The sequence below is a fragment of the Shewanella sp. ANA-3 genome, assembly GCF_000203935.1.
Lineage (GTDB): Bacteria > Pseudomonadota > Gammaproteobacteria > Enterobacterales > Shewanellaceae > Shewanella.
Window position 1 is genome coordinate 2,652,073 of record NC_008577.1, and the last position, 16,866, is coordinate 2,668,938.

Below are 16,866 nucleotides of genomic sequence, written 5' to 3' on the forward strand. Positions count from 1 at the left end.
GATATGACAACAGCATTTACTAAAATTAGTGCCATAGCCGTTAGCTTAGCAGGCCTTATCAGTGCGCCCTTGAGCGCATTCGCTCAACCAATCACAGCCCCAGCCCACAAAGGCAGCCAAGCCCAAGCCTTGCTGTTTACCAAGGATAACAACGCAATAATCCCTGCCGTCGATTGGCTTTGGGTCAGTGAAAGAAATGGTTTGATGCTACAAAGCATGCCAAGCGCGGATAAAACGTCGCTACCCGCCGCCAAAACCTTAGTCAAAGGCGAGTTTGAGCTGTTGGCCTTTAGCGATCCCTATGCCCTAACGCTCGATCGCCGTGCCGATCGCATTCGCCCTATCATGATCAAACAGATAGAAGGCAAAGTCGCGACCAATGTATTGCCACTGTTGCCGATGGCATCGTTTGAAATCAATTGGATCTGTATTCAGCCAAGGCCGCAGGATGGCAATATCTACGCTTGGTTTGGCGGCGAAGACGGTTATAGCGAGCAATGGCTGTTAGGCGATGCAGGGCACTTTATGCCGAAAAAAATGCGCAGTCAGGCGATTCCCGTCAACAGCACCAGCTGCGCCATCGATGGCGACAAACTGTTAGTCAGTGAGCCCGAATCCGGTGTTTGGCAATTTGATGCCAGCCCCTTCGCCGACAATAGCGCTAAGTTGGTTCTCGCTGCGCTCAATAATGATATCGCGGGCATGCAAGTCATCGATGGCAAGTTATTGCTAAGCGATAAAAAAGGCGTCCTGACCTTAGATCAACAACCGATTGCAAACTACCACTTGGGTAAAGTGCAAGGGCTAAGCGGTTATCGCAGCGGCGGTAATATTAGCAACATTAAAGACAATCACACCACCCTTCAGCTCTCGCTTTATGATGATAAAACCGATCAATATTGGTTTACCGAGGCATCATTATCCGCAGCTAGCATTGAACCTAACGCAAAAGAAACTCAAAAGGAGATTGTCGAAATTCCCGCTTGGGTTGAAAGCGCTCCTTCCGATAGACCCGGCGATACCATGGACGATCCGGCGATTTGGGTGCATCCAACTGAACCGGAAAAAAGCCTAGTGCTTGGCACTAACAAACGTTGGGGGCTATTGAGTTTTAATATGCATGGCGAGCAGGTTCAAGCCCTACCATCGGGGCGCATCAATAACGTCGATTTGCGCCAGCAAGTGATGCTGGGTGGTAAAAAACGCGATATCGCCGTGGCCACCTTAAGGGATAACGACAGTCTCGCCTTCTATGAAATCGATGCTCATGGCAAGTTAAGCGAGTATCCCAATCAAGCCACCAATATGGTGGATATTTATGGCATGTGCCTGTACCAAGATGCTAACAACTTGTATGTATTCGCCAATGAAAAGTCCGGCCGCATCGCCCAATACCGCGTCGATTGGCAAACAAATGGCCCAAGCATCAAGCTGGTGCGCGATATCCATACCCCAAGCCAAGTCGAAGGCTGTGTGGTCGATGAGGCTCAGCACGCGCTGTTTATCGGTGAAGAAGATAAAGGCATTTGGCGCTTTAATGCCAAGGCCAATGGCGGTACCCAAGGTGAACTCATCATTAAAGCCGAGGGCGACTTAGTCCCCGATGTTGAAGGCATTTCACTCTATCAAGGCGCCAATATTCACGGTAAAAAGCAGGATCTGCTGGTGGTGTCGAGTCAAGGCGACAACAGTTACTTGCTGTATCAGGCACAGTCGCCTTATGCCCAATTAGGTAAGTTCCGTATTGGAGTCAACCTTAACGGCATGGAAAATGGCCGCGAAACCAGTATCGATGGCAGTAGCGAAACCGATGGCTTGGCCGTGACTCACTTAAGCGTTGGAACCGGAGCTTGGCAACAGGGAATGCTGGTGGTACAGGATGGACACAATCATTTACCCGATAATAATCAATCTTTTAAATGGCTGCCTTGGCGCAATATTATCGAGGAATTATCGCTTAACTGAGTATTGAGCCAGTTGAAAGCTGCATGATCTGGCGAGAGGAATGATAACCGAGTCCGAGTGGCTCGGTTTATTTTTGCCTTGAACCTTTTTGCTTGAAACTCGCATCTTGAGTCTGAAATCGCTATACTCCGCGCCCAAATCATTTGGCCAATAACTAGCTCGATATTGCAATACTGTTTGCGGTTGCCAGCTTTTTAAGCCGTTATTAACGACTTTTTCCTAGGACATACCCTTGATCTCTACCGCAAATATCACCATGCAATTCGGCCCAGAGCCATTATTTGAAAATATCTCGGCAAAATTTGGCAACGGCAACCGTTATGGTTTGATTGGCGCAAACGGCTGCGGCAAATCGACTTTTATGAAGATCTTAAGTGGCGCCCTCGCCCCAACCTCGGGCAACGTGTCGATCACGCCGGGCTTAAAGGTCGGCACCCTAAGCCAAGATCAATTCGCCTTCGAGCAATACACGGTTATCGATGCGGTGATCATGGGCGATACCCAGCTGTGGAAAATCAAGCAAGAGCGTGACGCGATTTATGCCAAACCCGATATGACCGAAGAAGACGGCATGCGTGTGGGCGATCTTGAGAGTGAATTTGCCGAGATGGACGGCTACAGCGCCGAGAGCCGCGCGGGCGAAATTCTGATTGAAGCCGGTATCGAAGAATCCTTCCACTATGGCCCAATGTCACAGGTCGCCCCCGGTTGGAAACTGCGCGTGCTGTTAGCCCAAGCACTGTTTGCGAACCCCGATATATTGCTGCTCGACGAGCCCACCAACAACTTGGATATTCACACCATCAGTTGGCTCGAAACTGAGCTGAATAAGCGCAAATGCACCATGATCATTATTTCCCACGACAGACACTTCTTAAATGCTGTCTGTACCCATATGGCGGATATCGATTACGGTGAGCTGCGGATTTACCCTGGCAACTACGAATACTTCCTTGAGCAATCGGCGCTGCAGCGCGAACAATTGCTGTCGAGCAACGCCAAAAAGAGCGCTGAAATTGAAGAGCTGCAAGACTTCGTTAACCGATTCGGTGCTAACGCCTCTAAGGCAAAACTCGCCAGTTCACGCGCCAAGCGCATGGACAAAATTAAGTTGGATGAAGTCAAATCCTCCAGCCGTATCGCGCCGTCAATCCGCTTCGCGCCAGGCAAGAAGATGCACCGTCAGGCATTGGTGCTTGAGAACCTCGCCCACGGTTTTGACGGCGAATTGCTATTCGAAGGCGGCGATTTAATCCTCGAAGCCGGCGCAAAGCTTGCGATTATCGGTGAGAACGGTGTCGGCAAAACGACCTTATTACGCTGTTTAGTCAATGAGTTAATCCATAATCAAGGCGTGATTAAGTGGTCTGAAAACGCTTCCATTGGTTACTGCCCACAGGACAGCACCAGCGATTTTGATAATGATTTGACTATTATTGAATGGATGGACCAATGGCGTCAGCCAAAACACAACGATTTGATGGTGCGTGCCATGTTAGGTCGTTTGCTGTTTACCGAAGATGATGCCAACAAAAAAGCCAAAAACTGCTCAGGTGGTGAGAAAAACCGTTTAATTTTCGGCAAGTTAATGATGCAAGATATCAACGTCATCATTATGGACGAACCGACCAACCATATGGATATGGAAGCGATTGAATCCTTAAATAATGCCCTCAAAGATTTTGAAGGCACATTGATTTTCGTTAGCCACGACCGCGAATTTGTGTCCTCGTTAGCAACCCGCATTATCGATATTCGCGATAGAAAATTAGTCAACTTCCAAGGGACCTTTGATGAGTATTTGGCAAACCTTGCCAGTGCCTAATCGCCAACGGCTTTTGCAAAAGCGCTTTTGATAAACGCCCTTTTGCTAAAGGACTTCAAAAGACCCAAAGAAAAGACGCTTCACTCTACTCGAGCTTAGCGTCTTTTTTATACTCCCCTTTTGTATCAGCCTTTCATATACGCAGTGACTGACTGCGTTACTCGGTTTTCGCTTCCACCAAAGCCGCTAATTGTTGTAATGACTCCTGCCAGCCTAAATAACACATCTCCTCAGGGATAACGGCTGGAATCCCCTCCTGAATGATCTGCAAATTGGTACCGCAGGAAACCTCAGTTAATTCGATAGTCACCTGCATCACACCAGGCAGATTCTCATTATCAAACTGGTCAGTATGTCTAATCAGTTGGTTGGGAATAAGCTCGGTATAGACCACCTTAAAGGAGTGACTGTATCCCGTCGCGAATTGGGTAAAGCTCATGCTATAGCCCGCCCCAACGGCCAATTCAAACTCATGAATCGTCCCCACAAAGCCGTAAGGTGGTAACCAACGCTCTAACGCCGCTTTATCGGTAAAGGCTTTGTAGACTAACGCCGCGGGCGCACGCAGCACTCTATGTAACTTCACTGTACCTGTGTTATCCGACATATCCTTATCCTTCCAATTGCTTATGGGCCAATGATGTTCTTAAAGATAGCGCAAGAATCCCATTCGTTATCACCTGCGCGAGAATATTAAGTATCCCCTCAGCTTGAGATGGTTGGCTCGACGCGGCGATGCTTAAACTGCATTAAGTGCAATGATTTAGCATCAGAGTCTGATTGCTGCTGGGCAATATCCAGCCGTTCTGCGGCGCGAGTAAATGCCAGATTTGTGTTATGCGTGGTTTGACTGATTTGCCCTTTATATTGAGCGATTAAGCTCAAAAGTCCTGACTCATTCACCACATTTTTAGGCAACGGCGTTTTAAAGCTCGCCTCATCGCTAAAAACAACAACCGAATGGAGTCCCTCCACTAACCCTAAGCAGTGGGCAACGGCTAAGCAATGTTTATAGTTTTGATGGAGAGGATTTTTAAAGCGGGTTTGTTTAGTAAAAATTTTTTGCGTCCACAGGGCCTGCTTCTCTCCCCCAAATATCCAGCCGGAGTAATTTTTAACTTCAATAACGAACACGCCAAAATGGGTCAATAAAACTAAATCCACCTCTGTCAAAGCAGACGTACCTTCAGTTATCTCATCCATAGGTAAAATTAAATTGCGATAAAGTCGGAAGTCCTCATCTTTGAATCCCTGTTTCAGTAACTTAGCGACCCGCTTTTCACCCTGTTGACCTAACCTTTCTGCTCGGTATTGCCTAAGTGTCGGACGAAATAGCAAGGAGACTATCGCAGACACAAGTATAAAAATCAGAATCGACAACGACTCGAGTACTGAAGAGATGGGCGAAATCGTGCTTTGAGCGGGCGTAGGTTTAGCTGTTACCACGGTTAGCTGATTGGGGTTCTGCGGCTTGTCTTGGCGAGCCGTAGTTGGCATTGCAGGCTGCTTTACCGTGGATTTAACACCGTTGGCGACGGGTTGCTGGCAACGCGCATCGAATCTTGCCTTAAGCTCTTGATAACGCGGCGTGGTTGGATGCCAATCTTGCATCTCACTTTGGATAAGAATACAGATGGCTTCAGAGTCTTGTTTCTCTAATGCCTTTAGCGAAAAAGGATAAAGGCCTACACCAACGACACTGGCCATTACAGCCAACAACATGCAGAACTTGGCGTTGTGCCTGATATTCTTTACGCATCCCTTCACCTTGAAATAACTCCTGTTATTGTTTGCTATCATTGCAACGGTTATACGTTACTTGATCTGATTTATTATTTTCAACCGCCATAAATTGCTATAACGAACTCGAGAGATAATTAGTTAACCCATCTGCGAAATAGATTTCTAATCACAATCAACCAAGACTGGTATTTTTGCCCGCATTTTCTCTGCCTTGGTTTACACTCTTAAAGCACCCACAAAGCACAACTCAATGAATTGGGTGAATTAAACCTTATGGGGTATTGCATACGCGCCAGCTGTGCACCAATTTATTCTGTAAATTCTTATCATGGTGATGGTTTATGAGTCTTGAAGAATCCTTAGAACAATTAAAACGTCAGTACTTGCATGCGCTACCAGATAAAAAGAAGCAAATCATTACCTTATGGATATCACTACGGAAAAACTGGCAAAGCCATATGCTGTCGGCCGTATACCGTGAGGTGCATAATTTAAAGGGCTCCTGTGAAACTTTCGGCTTAACCGAAACCAAAGATATCGTCGATAGACTCGAATTACAGCTAAAAAACCTACTGGACGCTCCTGCGCCAGAACTGCCCGTCATCAAGGGGTTAGACACCCTATTCCATCAACTGCTGCAAAATAATCTACGTAGTGAACCCGCAGCACCCGTGGTGGAAGCGCAAATGCAGCAAAGCCCCTATAAGCCCACCAAAGCACGGCATGAGTATCGAATTGCGATTGTGGAGGATGACAGTAATGTCGGGGCGATGATCACTAAACAGCTGCATGAGTTTGGTTTTAATGTGCAGCATTTTTTAAATTTCACCGATTTTCTGGGGATCCAAAATACCTCGCCCTTCGATTTAGTCTTACTCGATCTTATCTTGCCCGATTATACCGAGGCCGCTTTATTTACGGCGGCGACTGAATTTGAAAAAAACAACACCCGCGTGTTTGTTCTCTCTTCCCGCGGCGACTTCGAGATGCGACTGCTGGCGATCCGCGCCAATGTCAGCGAGTATTTTGTCAAACCCGCCGAAACCACGCTACTGGTACGCAAGATCCACCAATGGCTTAAAATGTCAGAAAAACAGCCGCTCAAAATTCTGCTAGTGGACGATCAGCAATCCATGGTCGATTATTTTTCCAGCCTACTTCGCAGTCATGGCCTAATGGTAAAAGGCATGACCAAACCCGAACAAGTATTGCCGACCCTTGAGCAATTTGAGCCAGACTTGTTTATTTTTGATTTGTATATGCCCGATGTGAATGGTTTAGAGCTGGCAAAAATGATCCGCCAATTAGACAAGTACAGCTCGAGTCCGATACTCGTGCTCAGCTCCGACGACACCATGCAGAACAAGGTCAGCATCATTCAGGCGGGATCCGACGATTTAATCTCAAAGCAAACCGCGCCGAGTCTGTTTGTGACCCAAGTGATTTCCCGCGCCCAGCGTGGCCATGATATTCGCAGCTCCGCCAGCCGTGATAGCTTAACCGGGCTGCTCAATCACACTCAGATCCTGGTTGCTGCACGCCGCTGTTATAACCTCGCCAAACGTATCAACTCTTCAGTGTGCATTGCCATGCTGGATTTAGATCACTTTAAACAAGTAAATGATACCTATGGACATTCTGGCGGCGACAAAGTCCTTTTAGCCTTTGCCCACCTGTTGCAGCAATCTCTACGTCCTGTGGATTTTATGGGGCGTTACGGTGGCGAGGAATTTATGTTGGTCTTGCCCGATCTACCCGCGCCCTTAGCCATTGCCAAGCTTAATGCCATTCGCGAGAGCTTTAGTCATATCGTATTTGTTGAAGAAGGCGCTGAATTTAAAGTCACCCTAAGCGGTGGCTTGGCCTTCTCGACCGAATGTAATGAGTTTCAAGATTGTTTATTGCTGGCGGATAAAAATCTGTATGAGGCGAAGCGAACTGGACGCAACCGTTTAATCACCACTTTAAAATAAGCCTCAACGCATCAACGAGTTAATCTAAGACAGGACTTTAAAAAGTGACTTATGGCTATCAGTTGCATAAATGACGAAACTGATGCATACAAATAAGACTGTTACGAGGAATGACAAAATAGCGCGTGATTTGCCATTGATAAGACCAAAACCTATTTATAAGCGCTTTTAGTCTCGCTTAAGCGAGGCTAAATAGTTGAGCATTTTATCCGCCAGTTGCGGCAGTTCGACCACATGATGGATAACGCCGCGTTTAATCGCTTCCCTTGGCATACCAAACACCACACAGCTCTGTTCCCCCTGAGCAAAGGTTTTGCCCCCCTGCTGGTCGATTAATGCCATGCCATCGGCACCATCTTTGCCCATTCCTGTGAGGATAGCCGCCGTGGTATTGGCCCCCGCACACGCCGCAACCGAATTAAACAACACATCCACCGAGGGCCTATGGCCGCTAACCTTATCACCTTGGGTCAAACGGGTCTTAAAACTGCCGCCGACTTTAATCACTTCTAAGTGCTGATCTCCGGGCGCAATATACACATAACAGGGCAATAAACGTTCGCCATCATCGGCTTGCTTAACATTCAAACGGGTAAGTTTATTTAGCCGCTCAGCAAAGGTGCGGGTAAAGCCCGGCGGCATATGTTGGGTGATCACTATCGGTGGCATGACTGCAGGAAACTGTTGCAACAGATATAAAATGGCTTCAGTGCCGCCCGTCGAAGCGCCAATTGCCAGTAGTTGAGTATTGATCACGCGATTTGCAAGGTTGGGTTTTAGGCTTGGCGGAGTCGCAGCAACGGGTTGAGTGCGTTGGGTTTTCAGCTTAGCATTCGCCGCCGATTTAATTTTCTCCAGAATCAAATCTTGATATTCATTAAAATCCTGGGGGGAGTCTAATTTCGGTTTAGGGATAAAATCCACCGCACCTAATCCTAGCGCGTTGAAGGTGGCATCGGCGCCCTCTTCGGTTAATGAGGAAATCATTACCACCGCTGTAGGTCTGGCCTTCATCAATCGGTCTAAAAAGGTCAGCCCATCCACCTTGGGCATTTCAATATCTAATGTAATCACATCGGGGCGATGCTGATTCACCATATCCTTGGCCATATAAGCATCGGCGGCCATACCCACCAAAGATAACTCAGGATCAGCCTCGATCATTTTGCCCAATAGGTTACGGATCAGTGCCGAATCATCTACCACTAGTACTTTTATCGTCATCGCTTAGTCACCAAAAAATTCTACATCTCCGCCACTGGGCAAATTCCTGATCCGTAGGCGATATTCACTTTCCCTGTCCATAATGGTGCTGTTATGCATCGTTTTGATTTTTCGTACTTTGACTAATCCCGTCCCGGGGAAGAAATATACTTTTCGAGGATAAAAATCGAGTAAATCCGCTGCCAATATTGGAATTTGCTCCACCTGCAAATACTCGAGCACAAACTCCGCATTGCGCTCCCCAATATTATGGGCGGTGATCCCGTTGAGCATGTTGCCGCCACCAAACACTTTAGCGACCAAGGCGCGGCGCCGCGCACCGAGTTTGAGCAACTCGTTAATCAGCAACTCCATGGCGTATACACCGTAGCGGGCCGAATCGGTTAATATCCCAGAACTGTTGCCATTATCGCTCGGTAATAAAAAATGGTTCATTCCCCCAATTCTTAAGTCAGGATCATAGAGGCATACTGAAATGCATGAGCCTAACACTGTGACTATCATGGTTTGATCCCGTGTGGCGTAGAATTCTCCTGGTAGAATTTTTACGGCGTCACAGCCAAAATGATGGTCAAAATACCGATTCGGCTCGATAACAGGGTACTCAATATTCGGTTTTGGCACTCAAGCTCCCTTTACCGCCTTGTAGGTTGTTTGGCCCACGGGCTTAATGATCTGGGGGAACATATTAAAGTTCTCCGAATGGCCAGCGATGTAGAGACCATCGTCGGCAAGGGAAAGCATCATATGTTTAAGAATGCTTTCCTGCGTTATTTTATCGAAATAAATCATGACATTGCGACAAAAAATCACATCGATGGGCGTCTTGATTGACCAAAACTCATCGACCAAATTAAGCCGCGTAAAATGCAACATCTGTTTAAGTTCAGGGACCACGCGCACATTGCCTTGTTGTGCCCCACGTCCACGCTGAAAAAACGCCTTCTTGCGCTCGGCACTCACCGCCTCGATACGCTCGATGGGGTAAATCCCCGTTTGCGCCTTGTATAACACCCGACTGTCGATATCGGAGGCGACGATTTCGATGGGAGTGTTAAAACGGCCAAAATGCTCCGCAACCACCATGGCAATCGAATAAGGCTCTTCCCCAGTACTGCTGGCCGCACACCAGATCCTTTTGGTGTGCGGATGAGCCTGCAAATATTGCCTTAAAATCTCAAAGTGATGCGGCTCGCGAAAGAATGCCGTCTGGTTAGTGGTCAGCGCATTAATAAACTCCTGGTGCTCACCCTCGTTTGCCTGCAAATACTCGAAATACGCGGTAAATCCCGCTAACTTCAGCGCCCTGATCCGCCGGACTAAGCGGCTGTACACCATAGCGTCTTTACTGTCGGCTAACTTAATCCCGGCAAATTGATACAGCCGTGTCTTCACCGTATTAAAGTGCGCCGCCGTAAAAACAAACTCTTTCCCTAGAGGTTGATGTTCGCTCAATCAAAAATCTTCCCATTCGTCTTGGTCGGCTTTATTGACCTTTGGCGCCATCGCCTTAGGTTTCACGGGCATGCGAGTCACTGTCGATGGCGGTTGCTTAACCGCTAACTTTTTGGTGCTCGCCACGGATTTGGGCGCAGCGCTGGTGTCTTCATCCACGGTAAAGTTCGCCACACTGTCGGCTAACTGCTGCGCCTGTGACTGCATGCTTTCGGCTGCGGCGGCGGCTTCTTCCACTAAGGCCGCGTTTTGCTGCGTCATTTCATCCATTTGTACTACGGCTTTGCTGATCTCATCGATGCCGATGGCCTGCTCATTCGAGGCCGAGGCAATTTCGGCCATAATATCGTTCACCCGTTTAATGGCGATGACGATTTCTTTCATAGTATCGCCGGATTTGCCGACTAAACTGTTGCCACTCTCGATTTTGGTCACAGAGTCTGAGATCAAGGCCTTAATGTCCTTGGCCGCGTTGGCCGAACGTTGTGCCAGGCTTCTCACCTCTGAGGCCACCACCGCAAATCCACGGCCTTGCTCGCCGGCTCTGGCCGCTTCGACCGCGGCATTAAGCGCTAAGATATTGGTTTGGAAGGCAATGCCATCGATAACCCCAATAATATCGGCGATCTTACGTGCCGATTCGTTAATCGATGCCATGGTTTGCACCACTTGCTGGATAAGCTCGCCCCCATCGACGGCAACGTCGGCGGCCTTAGAGGCAAGTGCATTGGCTTGACTGGCGTTATCGGCATTTAACTTCACTGTGCCCGTCAGCTCTTCCATACTCGCTGAGGTTTGTTCAAGACTCGATGCTTGCTCCTCGGTACGACTCGATAAATCGGCATTGCCCTGGGCGATTTCAGAAGAGGCGGTATTGATGGTATCGGCGGCTTTTTGAATGTCTCTTATCATGTAAGAGAGCTTTTCAGCCGTTTGATTTGAATAGTTTTTCAAATCATTAAAGGTGCCTTCGTAATCGTTATAGATACGCGTGGTTAAATCACCTTCGGCGAGCGCCATCAACACCCGCGCCACATCCTGCAAACCGCGATCCGAGGTTTCAATCAAGGCATTGAGGCTATTGGCGAGCATCAAGAAGAAGCCCTGCTTACCTTGCGTCTCGGCCCGTTGGGAGAAATCCCCCGCCGCAGCCGCATTGACGATGCGCGAGATTTCTTGCTCGATTTGCACTTCGACCGTACGGTCCAGCCATTCGACGACAGAGCCTAACCGCTCACCCGTTTTAGAAATAATCGGGCTTGCGGTTAAGCGGAAGTGACAACTGGCCACTTTGATCTGCGATTCATATTTACGATCGAGCTTGTCTAACAGACTGGCTTGATGGGCTGGATTCTTATGGAAAATATCCATCGAGCTGCCAAGAATTTTATCCACGGAGAAATGCGGCAGCGCTTGTCTTATCTCACTCTCAGATTGGCGCAGCATCGATTCCACCGAGCGGTTCATATAGATAATGGTGCGGTTGGCATCGGCGATCATCACATTGGTACTAGTATTATTCAGCGCCTCTAAAATGCGCTGCGTCGCCCGCTCGGACTCTATGCTCTCTGTTCTATCAATCCATTCAACGCCCGTGCCTAAGTGCTTATTTTCACGTGTGATAATGGGTGTGAGGATCAGCTTAAAAGTCCGTTTACCTATGGTGATTTGCGCCGTATGGGATTGGGTAAGGCGCTCGAGCATATTGCGTTGATGAGCCGGATTTTTATGGAAAATATCGATATTACTGCCCACCACCTTGGCCACAGAGAACTGCGGCAGCTCTTTGCGAATATCCGCCTCGGCCTCGGATAACATATTCAATACCGCTTTATTGGCGTAGATAATATTGCGGTTGCTGTCGGCGATCATAAAGCTGTTGCCGCTGTTATCTAATAATTGGAAATAGCGTTGCAGCTCTTCTTCCTTTTGCTGGCGCGCCTCTTCATTTCCAAACACATTGAAAATACCCATTATGATTACTCCTGATCAGACAGACTATTTGCATCAATTAGACCCAGCTCATCACTGCTGATCAGAGCCTGTATATTTACCAAAATGATCATCTTGTCTTCTACCGTGGCCAGCCCCTTAAGGTAACGGCTATCGAAGGCCACCCCAAACTCGGGAGCGGGTAGAATTTCTTCGGCGGCGAGTTTAATCACATCCGACACCGCGTCGACGACAATCCCGACGATACGGTCAAACACATTCAACATAATGACGATGGTGAACTCGTTGTAGGTCGCACTGCCCACGGCAAACTTCATCCTTAAATCGACAATCGGAACGATATCGCCCCTGAGATTGAGCACGCCTTTGATAAAACTCGGCGCATTGGCAATTTTGGTGACGGGTTCATAACCGCGGATCTCCTTCACCGACATAATGTCGAGCGCGTAATGTTCTTCACCCAGCACAAAGCTTAAAAACTCGACCTCATCGTGGACGCTATATTCCTGCTTACTCGCCGTGTTCGTGCGGTTATCCATTGCGACATCCTTAGTTAATTTTTGATATGCAGTGCAAGTGATTCAACATCGAGGATCAAGGCCACGCTGCCATCGCCCATGATGGTCGCCCCCGATACACCGGGGATCCGCCGATAGTGTTTTTCAAGGCTCTTGATCACCACTTGTTGCTGCCCGACGAGTGCATCGACACACAGGCCAAAGCGTTTATTATTGCTTTCGAGCAAGACCACTATGCCGGCTTCTGGCGTCTTGGCTTGGGGTTCTATTTCCATTAATTGATAGAGGTTTAGCAGGGGTAAATATTCTTCCCGCACCCTGAGTAACCGCTCTTTAGCCAAAAATTTAAGCTGCTCGGTTTGTGGCTGTATCGATTCAATAATGTGCACTAAGGGCAAGATATAGATTTGATTGCCCACGCTGACACTCATGCCATCGACTATGGCTAAGGTAAGAGGAAGCTGGATTTCGAAGGTCGCGCCCTCGCCCGCAACGGAATCAATATCGATGCGACCGCCTAAGGCCTCAATATTCTTGCGCACCACATCCATACCCACGCCGCGACCAGAGACATCGGTGACCTCAGCGGCCGTTGAGAACCCCGCGGCAAAGATCAATTGCCATACTTGCTTGTCCGTCATGTTCTCAGGCAGTGCCATGCCATTTTCCCGGGCCTTTTGCAAAATGCGCTCGCGGTTTAAACCGCCGCCATCATCGTGAACGGCGATCACTATACTGCCGCCACGCTGACTCGCCTTAAGGGACAACACACCGACCTCACTTTTACCTGCCGCGACTCTTTTTTCTGGCTTTTCAATACCATGGTCTAGACTGTTGCGTACGAGATGGGTCAAAGGGTCGACCAACTTTTCGATCATTCCCTTATCAATTTCAGTGTTACCGCCTTCAATCACCAGAGTGACATTTTTGCCAAGCTGCTCCGACAAATCCCGCACCAAACGATGGAAACGGTTAAACACGAACGACACGGGTAACATGCGCACCGACATCACGGCTTCCTGCATTTCCCGGGTATTGCGCTCTAACTCATTGAGCGCGGTTTTAAGCCGCTCACCTAATTCACCGCCCAGTTCATTGCCTATAAGAGTGAGCATGGATTGGGTGATCACCAATTCACCCGCCAGATTAACTAAGGTATCTATCTTGGAGGTTTCCACCCTCAAGGTGGCATCTTGAGTCGATGTGCTCGCCTTTTTCGCCACTTGGCTAGAGGCAGCTGGTGTTGCTGATGTCGTATTCATCGCAGGGGATGAAGCTAAATGGGTTTGCGCCTCCAGTTTTACATCCGTAGTCGCTTGAGATTTAAGTTGGGCGCTGTCTTTAGGCGGCTTTTTTGAACGAGCCGTTTTGGCGTCAGATTGTTCAACCAAGGTTTTATATACCGGCTTATCAGTTACTTGCACATTCTGAATCGGTGTTGATAACGCGTCCAACTCATTTGCAAAACTCTCTGCTGTCAGTGATTCAAAAAAGCCGTAACCTAATTCATCGTCACTCACAGCAGCATGGGTTGCGGAATCTGCAGCGTTTGAATGAATATCCTCGACGCGGATTTCCTTTGCGGTATAAGCCTCGTCAAAAAAGCCGAAATGTTCCGTTTCATCGACCAGCCCCAGCTCGACTTCATCTTCAAAAAAACCAAAACTCGCATCTTCTTGTGATGCCGAATTGGTTGATACCGCAGCAGGTTTCTCTTGGTTAGCGGTCTCGACAACCTTGGCCGCCTGGGTCGAAAACGGCTCACCATTTAACGCCGCCACTAACTGGTTTTTAGCAAACTCCACCTGTTGCCAATCGATAGGTTCTTCCTCTCGATAGAGATTTAAAATATGCGACAGGGTATCGACGGTACGAAGCAAGAGATCAATGACGGAGGATGACAGCTCAAACGTGCCCTTTCGGGTTTTATCGAGCAAATTCTCCATTACGTGAGTCACACTGGTCAGCGCGGTAAAACCAAAGATTCCACTGCCCCCTTTAATCGAATGGGCGGCACGGAAGATGGTATTTAGTTCTTCGGGATCGGGGGCGGCTAAATCTAATGCAAGGAGCAATTGCTCCATATTTTCAAGATGTTCGTGGCTTTCTTCAAAAAAAACCTGATGGAACTCTGCCATATTAATGGACATAGCACACCCCGACCTAAGTTAGCCCAGCACTTTGGCTGTGATAGCTAATAACTTTTGGGGGTCAAAGGGCTTGACCATCCATCCCGTGGCGCCAGCGGCTCGTCCTTGGGCCTTCATATCTTCACCGGCTTCAGTGGTCAGCATCACAATCGGCGTGCGTATAAAGGCCGACATGCCTCTGAGGGATTTGATTAAGGTTAAGCCATCCATACGGGGCATATTTTGATCCGTCAAAATAAAATCGAATCGTTGCCCACCGCATAAATCTAAGGCTTCACGGCCATCCTTTGCTAATACGACTTGGTAATTGGCCGACTTTAATGTCGCCTCGACCATCTGTCTAATCGCGGCCGAGTCATCAACAATTAATATTTTTTTGCTCATTTACAATTCCATTATGACTTTAGTTTTATTTCCTGGAGCCACTAATTCATAGCTCTTACAAAGAGACTTGACTAATAAAAGCCCACGACCCGAAATTTGAAACCAATCTGTTGATGCAGCCTGCTCTTTGGGGATATAACCCTCACCACTGTCGGACACGATAATCTTGAGTTCATTTAACTGTGCATGCCATTCGAGCTCGACCTTGACCCAGTCAGAAGCGATCAATTTGTCTATGCTGCCTTCACGTATACTGTGGTACAGTTCAAAGCTCTCGGGATCATTTTTAAGTCGCGAGTCTAACTTAAGCACACCATGGTCCACTGCGTTGGTAACTAACTCAGAAACAACAGTAAATACCCTCTGACTAAACGTAGTAGAAAACCCAAAAATATTCAAAAACTGATTCAGTGAATTTAAATAATCGACATTTAACAGCATTGACCCCATCATTTTTATCGCCCAAGCAAACTCCCCTTTCATGCATATTTGACTCGATTTATGTTCTCGTTCTCGATACCAGTTATTTAATAACTCAAAATCGAGTACGCAGACGGCAATATCATCGGTTATCTCATGTTCAAAAATACTTTTGAGTTTTGCTTTAAGGTGCTCGGTTAAATCGCGGCCGTAAAAACTCAGCAGTGAAATCACGCTATCCATGCCAAAAAAAACACCGCCTTTACTCTGTTGCTCGATTAAACCGTCACTAAGTAGACAAATTCGGCCAGTTTTAGGGATCGGGAATGTAGCAATATTAGCGATAAACGAACTAGGCGATAAAATACCCAGCGCCATATTTTTAGAGCGATATCTTTGTATATGGTCCAGCTCGCTATGCCCGGTTGAACCCTCAAACTCATCTTGGTAAAGCAGTGCATCCGGCATACCGCCATTCCAAAGATGTATCTGATTCTTAAAGAAATCGACTTCCAATACCATAGCAGCAACAAAACGATCGCCGGGGCTGTCTTCATACACGTTGGCATTGAGCTCGTAAATCAAACTCACCAAATTAAAGCCTTTCGCTACCATAGCTCTGAAGGTATTCGCCACCCGTAAAATCGGCATGGCCGCGCTTAAACCATGGCCAGTGGAGTCGGCTATGATTAAAAAGAAATTACCGTTAGGTCCCACGGTATTGAGAATAATATCGCCGCTAAAATTGGCACTGGCTTGAGTAAACGTTTTGACAAAATCGTAAGTGACATTACCGATATTGACCAGATGCTCAAATAAGTGCCTCGCCATTTGTTCTTCGCGGGCTTTTTGATATAGCATCTTTTCTAAAATAGAGCGTTGTTGCTTAACTTGTTTCTCTAAGGAAAAATGTGCGAGCAGGCCTTCAACTTTATGCCAAAATAGCTCTAAATTAATTGGTTTAATAATGTAATCGAGGGCGCCTAATCTAAAACAAGATAATATTTTTTGATACTCATTATCAGCGCTGATCACAATCACTGGTACAGGTGACTCGCAATATCTTAATTTTTCTAATAACGTTAAAGCTGAACCGTCGGGTAGAAAATAATCCAATAAGATAAGCTCAATATTCTGCTGGTAAATTTCCTCACTGGCCTCTTCTAAACTACAACAAGTGATCACCCCCCAACCTTTACTGTGAATAAACGCGGTAATAATTTGGTTTGTCACTAGGTCATCTTCAATGACCAAAA

At 47.4% G+C, this 16,866-nt stretch carries 13 protein-coding genes; 3 read left to right on the plus strand and 10 right to left on the minus strand.

All coding sequences use genetic code 11. The annotated features are described in order from the left end of the window. Positions 1–3: 3 nt before the first annotated feature. Together SHEWANA3_RS11655 and SHEWANA3_RS11660 are read left to right on the plus strand one after the other, a co-directional pair. Positions 4–1,965, plus strand: coding sequence for a phytase (locus SHEWANA3_RS11655; RefSeq protein WP_011717159.1), 1,962 nt, complete (start codon positions 4–6; stop codon positions 1,963–1,965). A gap of 232 nt (positions 1,966–2,197) precedes the next feature. Then, positions 2,198–3,790: an ABC-F family ATPase gene (locus SHEWANA3_RS11660; RefSeq protein WP_011622847.1), complete on the plus strand. Its 1,593-nt coding sequence runs from the start codon at positions 2,198–2,200 to the stop codon at positions 3,788–3,790. 157 nt (positions 3,791–3,947) lie between these two features. Here SHEWANA3_RS11660 and SHEWANA3_RS11665 read toward each other — a convergent pair whose 3' ends face one another. Both SHEWANA3_RS11665 and SHEWANA3_RS23025 read right to left on the minus strand, forming a co-directional pair. Then, positions 3,948–4,397 (minus strand): SRPBCC family protein, encoded by a 450-nt coding sequence (locus SHEWANA3_RS11665; protein WP_011717160.1) that lies wholly within the window; start codon positions 4,395–4,397, stop codon positions 3,948–3,950. A gap of 98 nt (positions 4,398–4,495) precedes the next feature. Next, positions 4,496–5,557 carry a nuclease-related domain-containing protein gene (locus SHEWANA3_RS23025; protein WP_011717161.1) on the minus strand — a complete coding sequence of 354 codons (1,062 nt, stop codon included), beginning with the start codon at positions 5,555–5,557 and terminating at the stop codon, positions 4,496–4,498. A gap of 317 nt (positions 5,558–5,874) precedes the next feature. On the opposite strand from SHEWANA3_RS23025, the gene SHEWANA3_RS11675 reads away from it, so the two are divergent. Beyond that, entirely contained in the window at positions 5,875–7,506 is a 1,632-nt protein-coding gene (locus SHEWANA3_RS11675) for a diguanylate cyclase (protein WP_011717162.1), read from the plus strand. Between the two features lie 168 nt (positions 7,507–7,674). On the opposite strand, the gene SHEWANA3_RS11680 is transcribed toward SHEWANA3_RS11675, so the two are convergent. From SHEWANA3_RS11680 to SHEWANA3_RS11715, 8 genes are read right to left on the minus strand one after another with little or no spacing between them, the layout of a single operon-like run. Beyond that, positions 7,675–8,730: a chemotaxis response regulator protein-glutamate methylesterase gene (locus tag SHEWANA3_RS11680; RefSeq protein WP_011717163.1), complete on the minus strand. Its 1,056-nt coding sequence runs from the start codon at positions 8,728–8,730 to the stop codon at positions 7,675–7,677. 3 nt (positions 8,731–8,733) lie between these two features. After that, on the minus strand, positions 8,734–9,354 hold the full coding sequence (cheD, locus tag SHEWANA3_RS11685; protein WP_011717164.1) for a chemoreceptor glutamine deamidase CheD: 621 nt from the start codon (positions 9,352–9,354) through the stop codon (positions 8,734–8,736). Further along, positions 9,355–10,185: a CheR family methyltransferase gene (locus tag SHEWANA3_RS11690; RefSeq protein ID WP_011717165.1), complete on the minus strand. Its 831-nt coding sequence runs from the start codon at positions 10,183–10,185 to the stop codon at positions 9,355–9,357. Further along, on the minus strand, positions 10,186–12,159 hold the full coding sequence (locus SHEWANA3_RS11695; protein ID WP_011717166.1) for a methyl-accepting chemotaxis protein: 1,974 nt from the start codon (positions 12,157–12,159) through the stop codon (positions 10,186–10,188). It abuts the gene before it with no gap. Positions 12,160–12,164: 5 nt separating this feature from the next. Beyond that, a complete protein-coding gene (locus tag SHEWANA3_RS11700) occupies positions 12,165–12,677 on the minus strand; it encodes a chemotaxis protein CheW (RefSeq protein ID WP_011717167.1) in 513 nt (170 codons plus the stop codon). Between the two features lie 14 nt (positions 12,678–12,691). Then, entirely contained in the window at positions 12,692–14,806 is a 2,115-nt protein-coding gene (locus SHEWANA3_RS11705; RefSeq protein ID WP_011717168.1) for a chemotaxis protein CheA, read from the minus strand. An 18-nt stretch (positions 14,807–14,824) separates the two neighbouring features. Continuing rightward, entirely contained in the window at positions 14,825–15,190 is a 366-nt protein-coding gene (locus tag SHEWANA3_RS11710; protein ID WP_011717169.1) for a response regulator, read from the minus strand. Continuing rightward, positions 15,191–16,864, minus strand: a complete 1,674-nt coding sequence (locus SHEWANA3_RS11715) for a fused response regulator/phosphatase (protein WP_244096560.1) — start codon at positions 16,862–16,864, stop codon at positions 15,191–15,193. Positions 16,865–16,866: the final 2 nt, after the last annotated feature.

Coding starts and splice junctions, on each gene's coding strand:
- SHEWANA3_RS11655 (WP_011717159.1), top strand. CDS start 4: ATGACAACAGCATTTACTAAAATTAGTGCCATAGCCGTTAGCTTAGCA.
- SHEWANA3_RS11665 (WP_011717160.1), bottom strand. CDS start 4,397: ATGTCGGATAACACAGGTACAGTGAAGTTACATAGAGTGCTGCGTGCG.
- SHEWANA3_RS11675 (WP_011717162.1), top strand. CDS start 5,875: ATGAGTCTTGAAGAATCCTTAGAACAATTAAAACGTCAGTACTTGCAT.
- SHEWANA3_RS11680 (WP_011717163.1), bottom strand. CDS start 8,730: ATGACGATAAAAGTACTAGTGGTAGATGATTCGGCACTGATCCGTAAC.
- SHEWANA3_RS11695 (WP_011717166.1), bottom strand. CDS start 12,159: ATGGGTATTTTCAATGTGTTTGGAAATGAAGAGGCGCGCCAGCAAAAG.
- SHEWANA3_RS11700 (WP_011717167.1), bottom strand. CDS start 12,677: ATGGATAACCGCACGAACACGGCGAGTAAGCAGGAATATAGCGTCCAC.
- SHEWANA3_RS11705 (WP_011717168.1), bottom strand. CDS start 14,806: ATGTCCATTAATATGGCAGAGTTCCATCAGGTTTTTTTTGAAGAAAGC.
- SHEWANA3_RS11710 (WP_011717169.1), bottom strand. CDS start 15,190: ATGAGCAAAAAAATATTAATTGTTGATGACTCGGCCGCGATTAGACAG.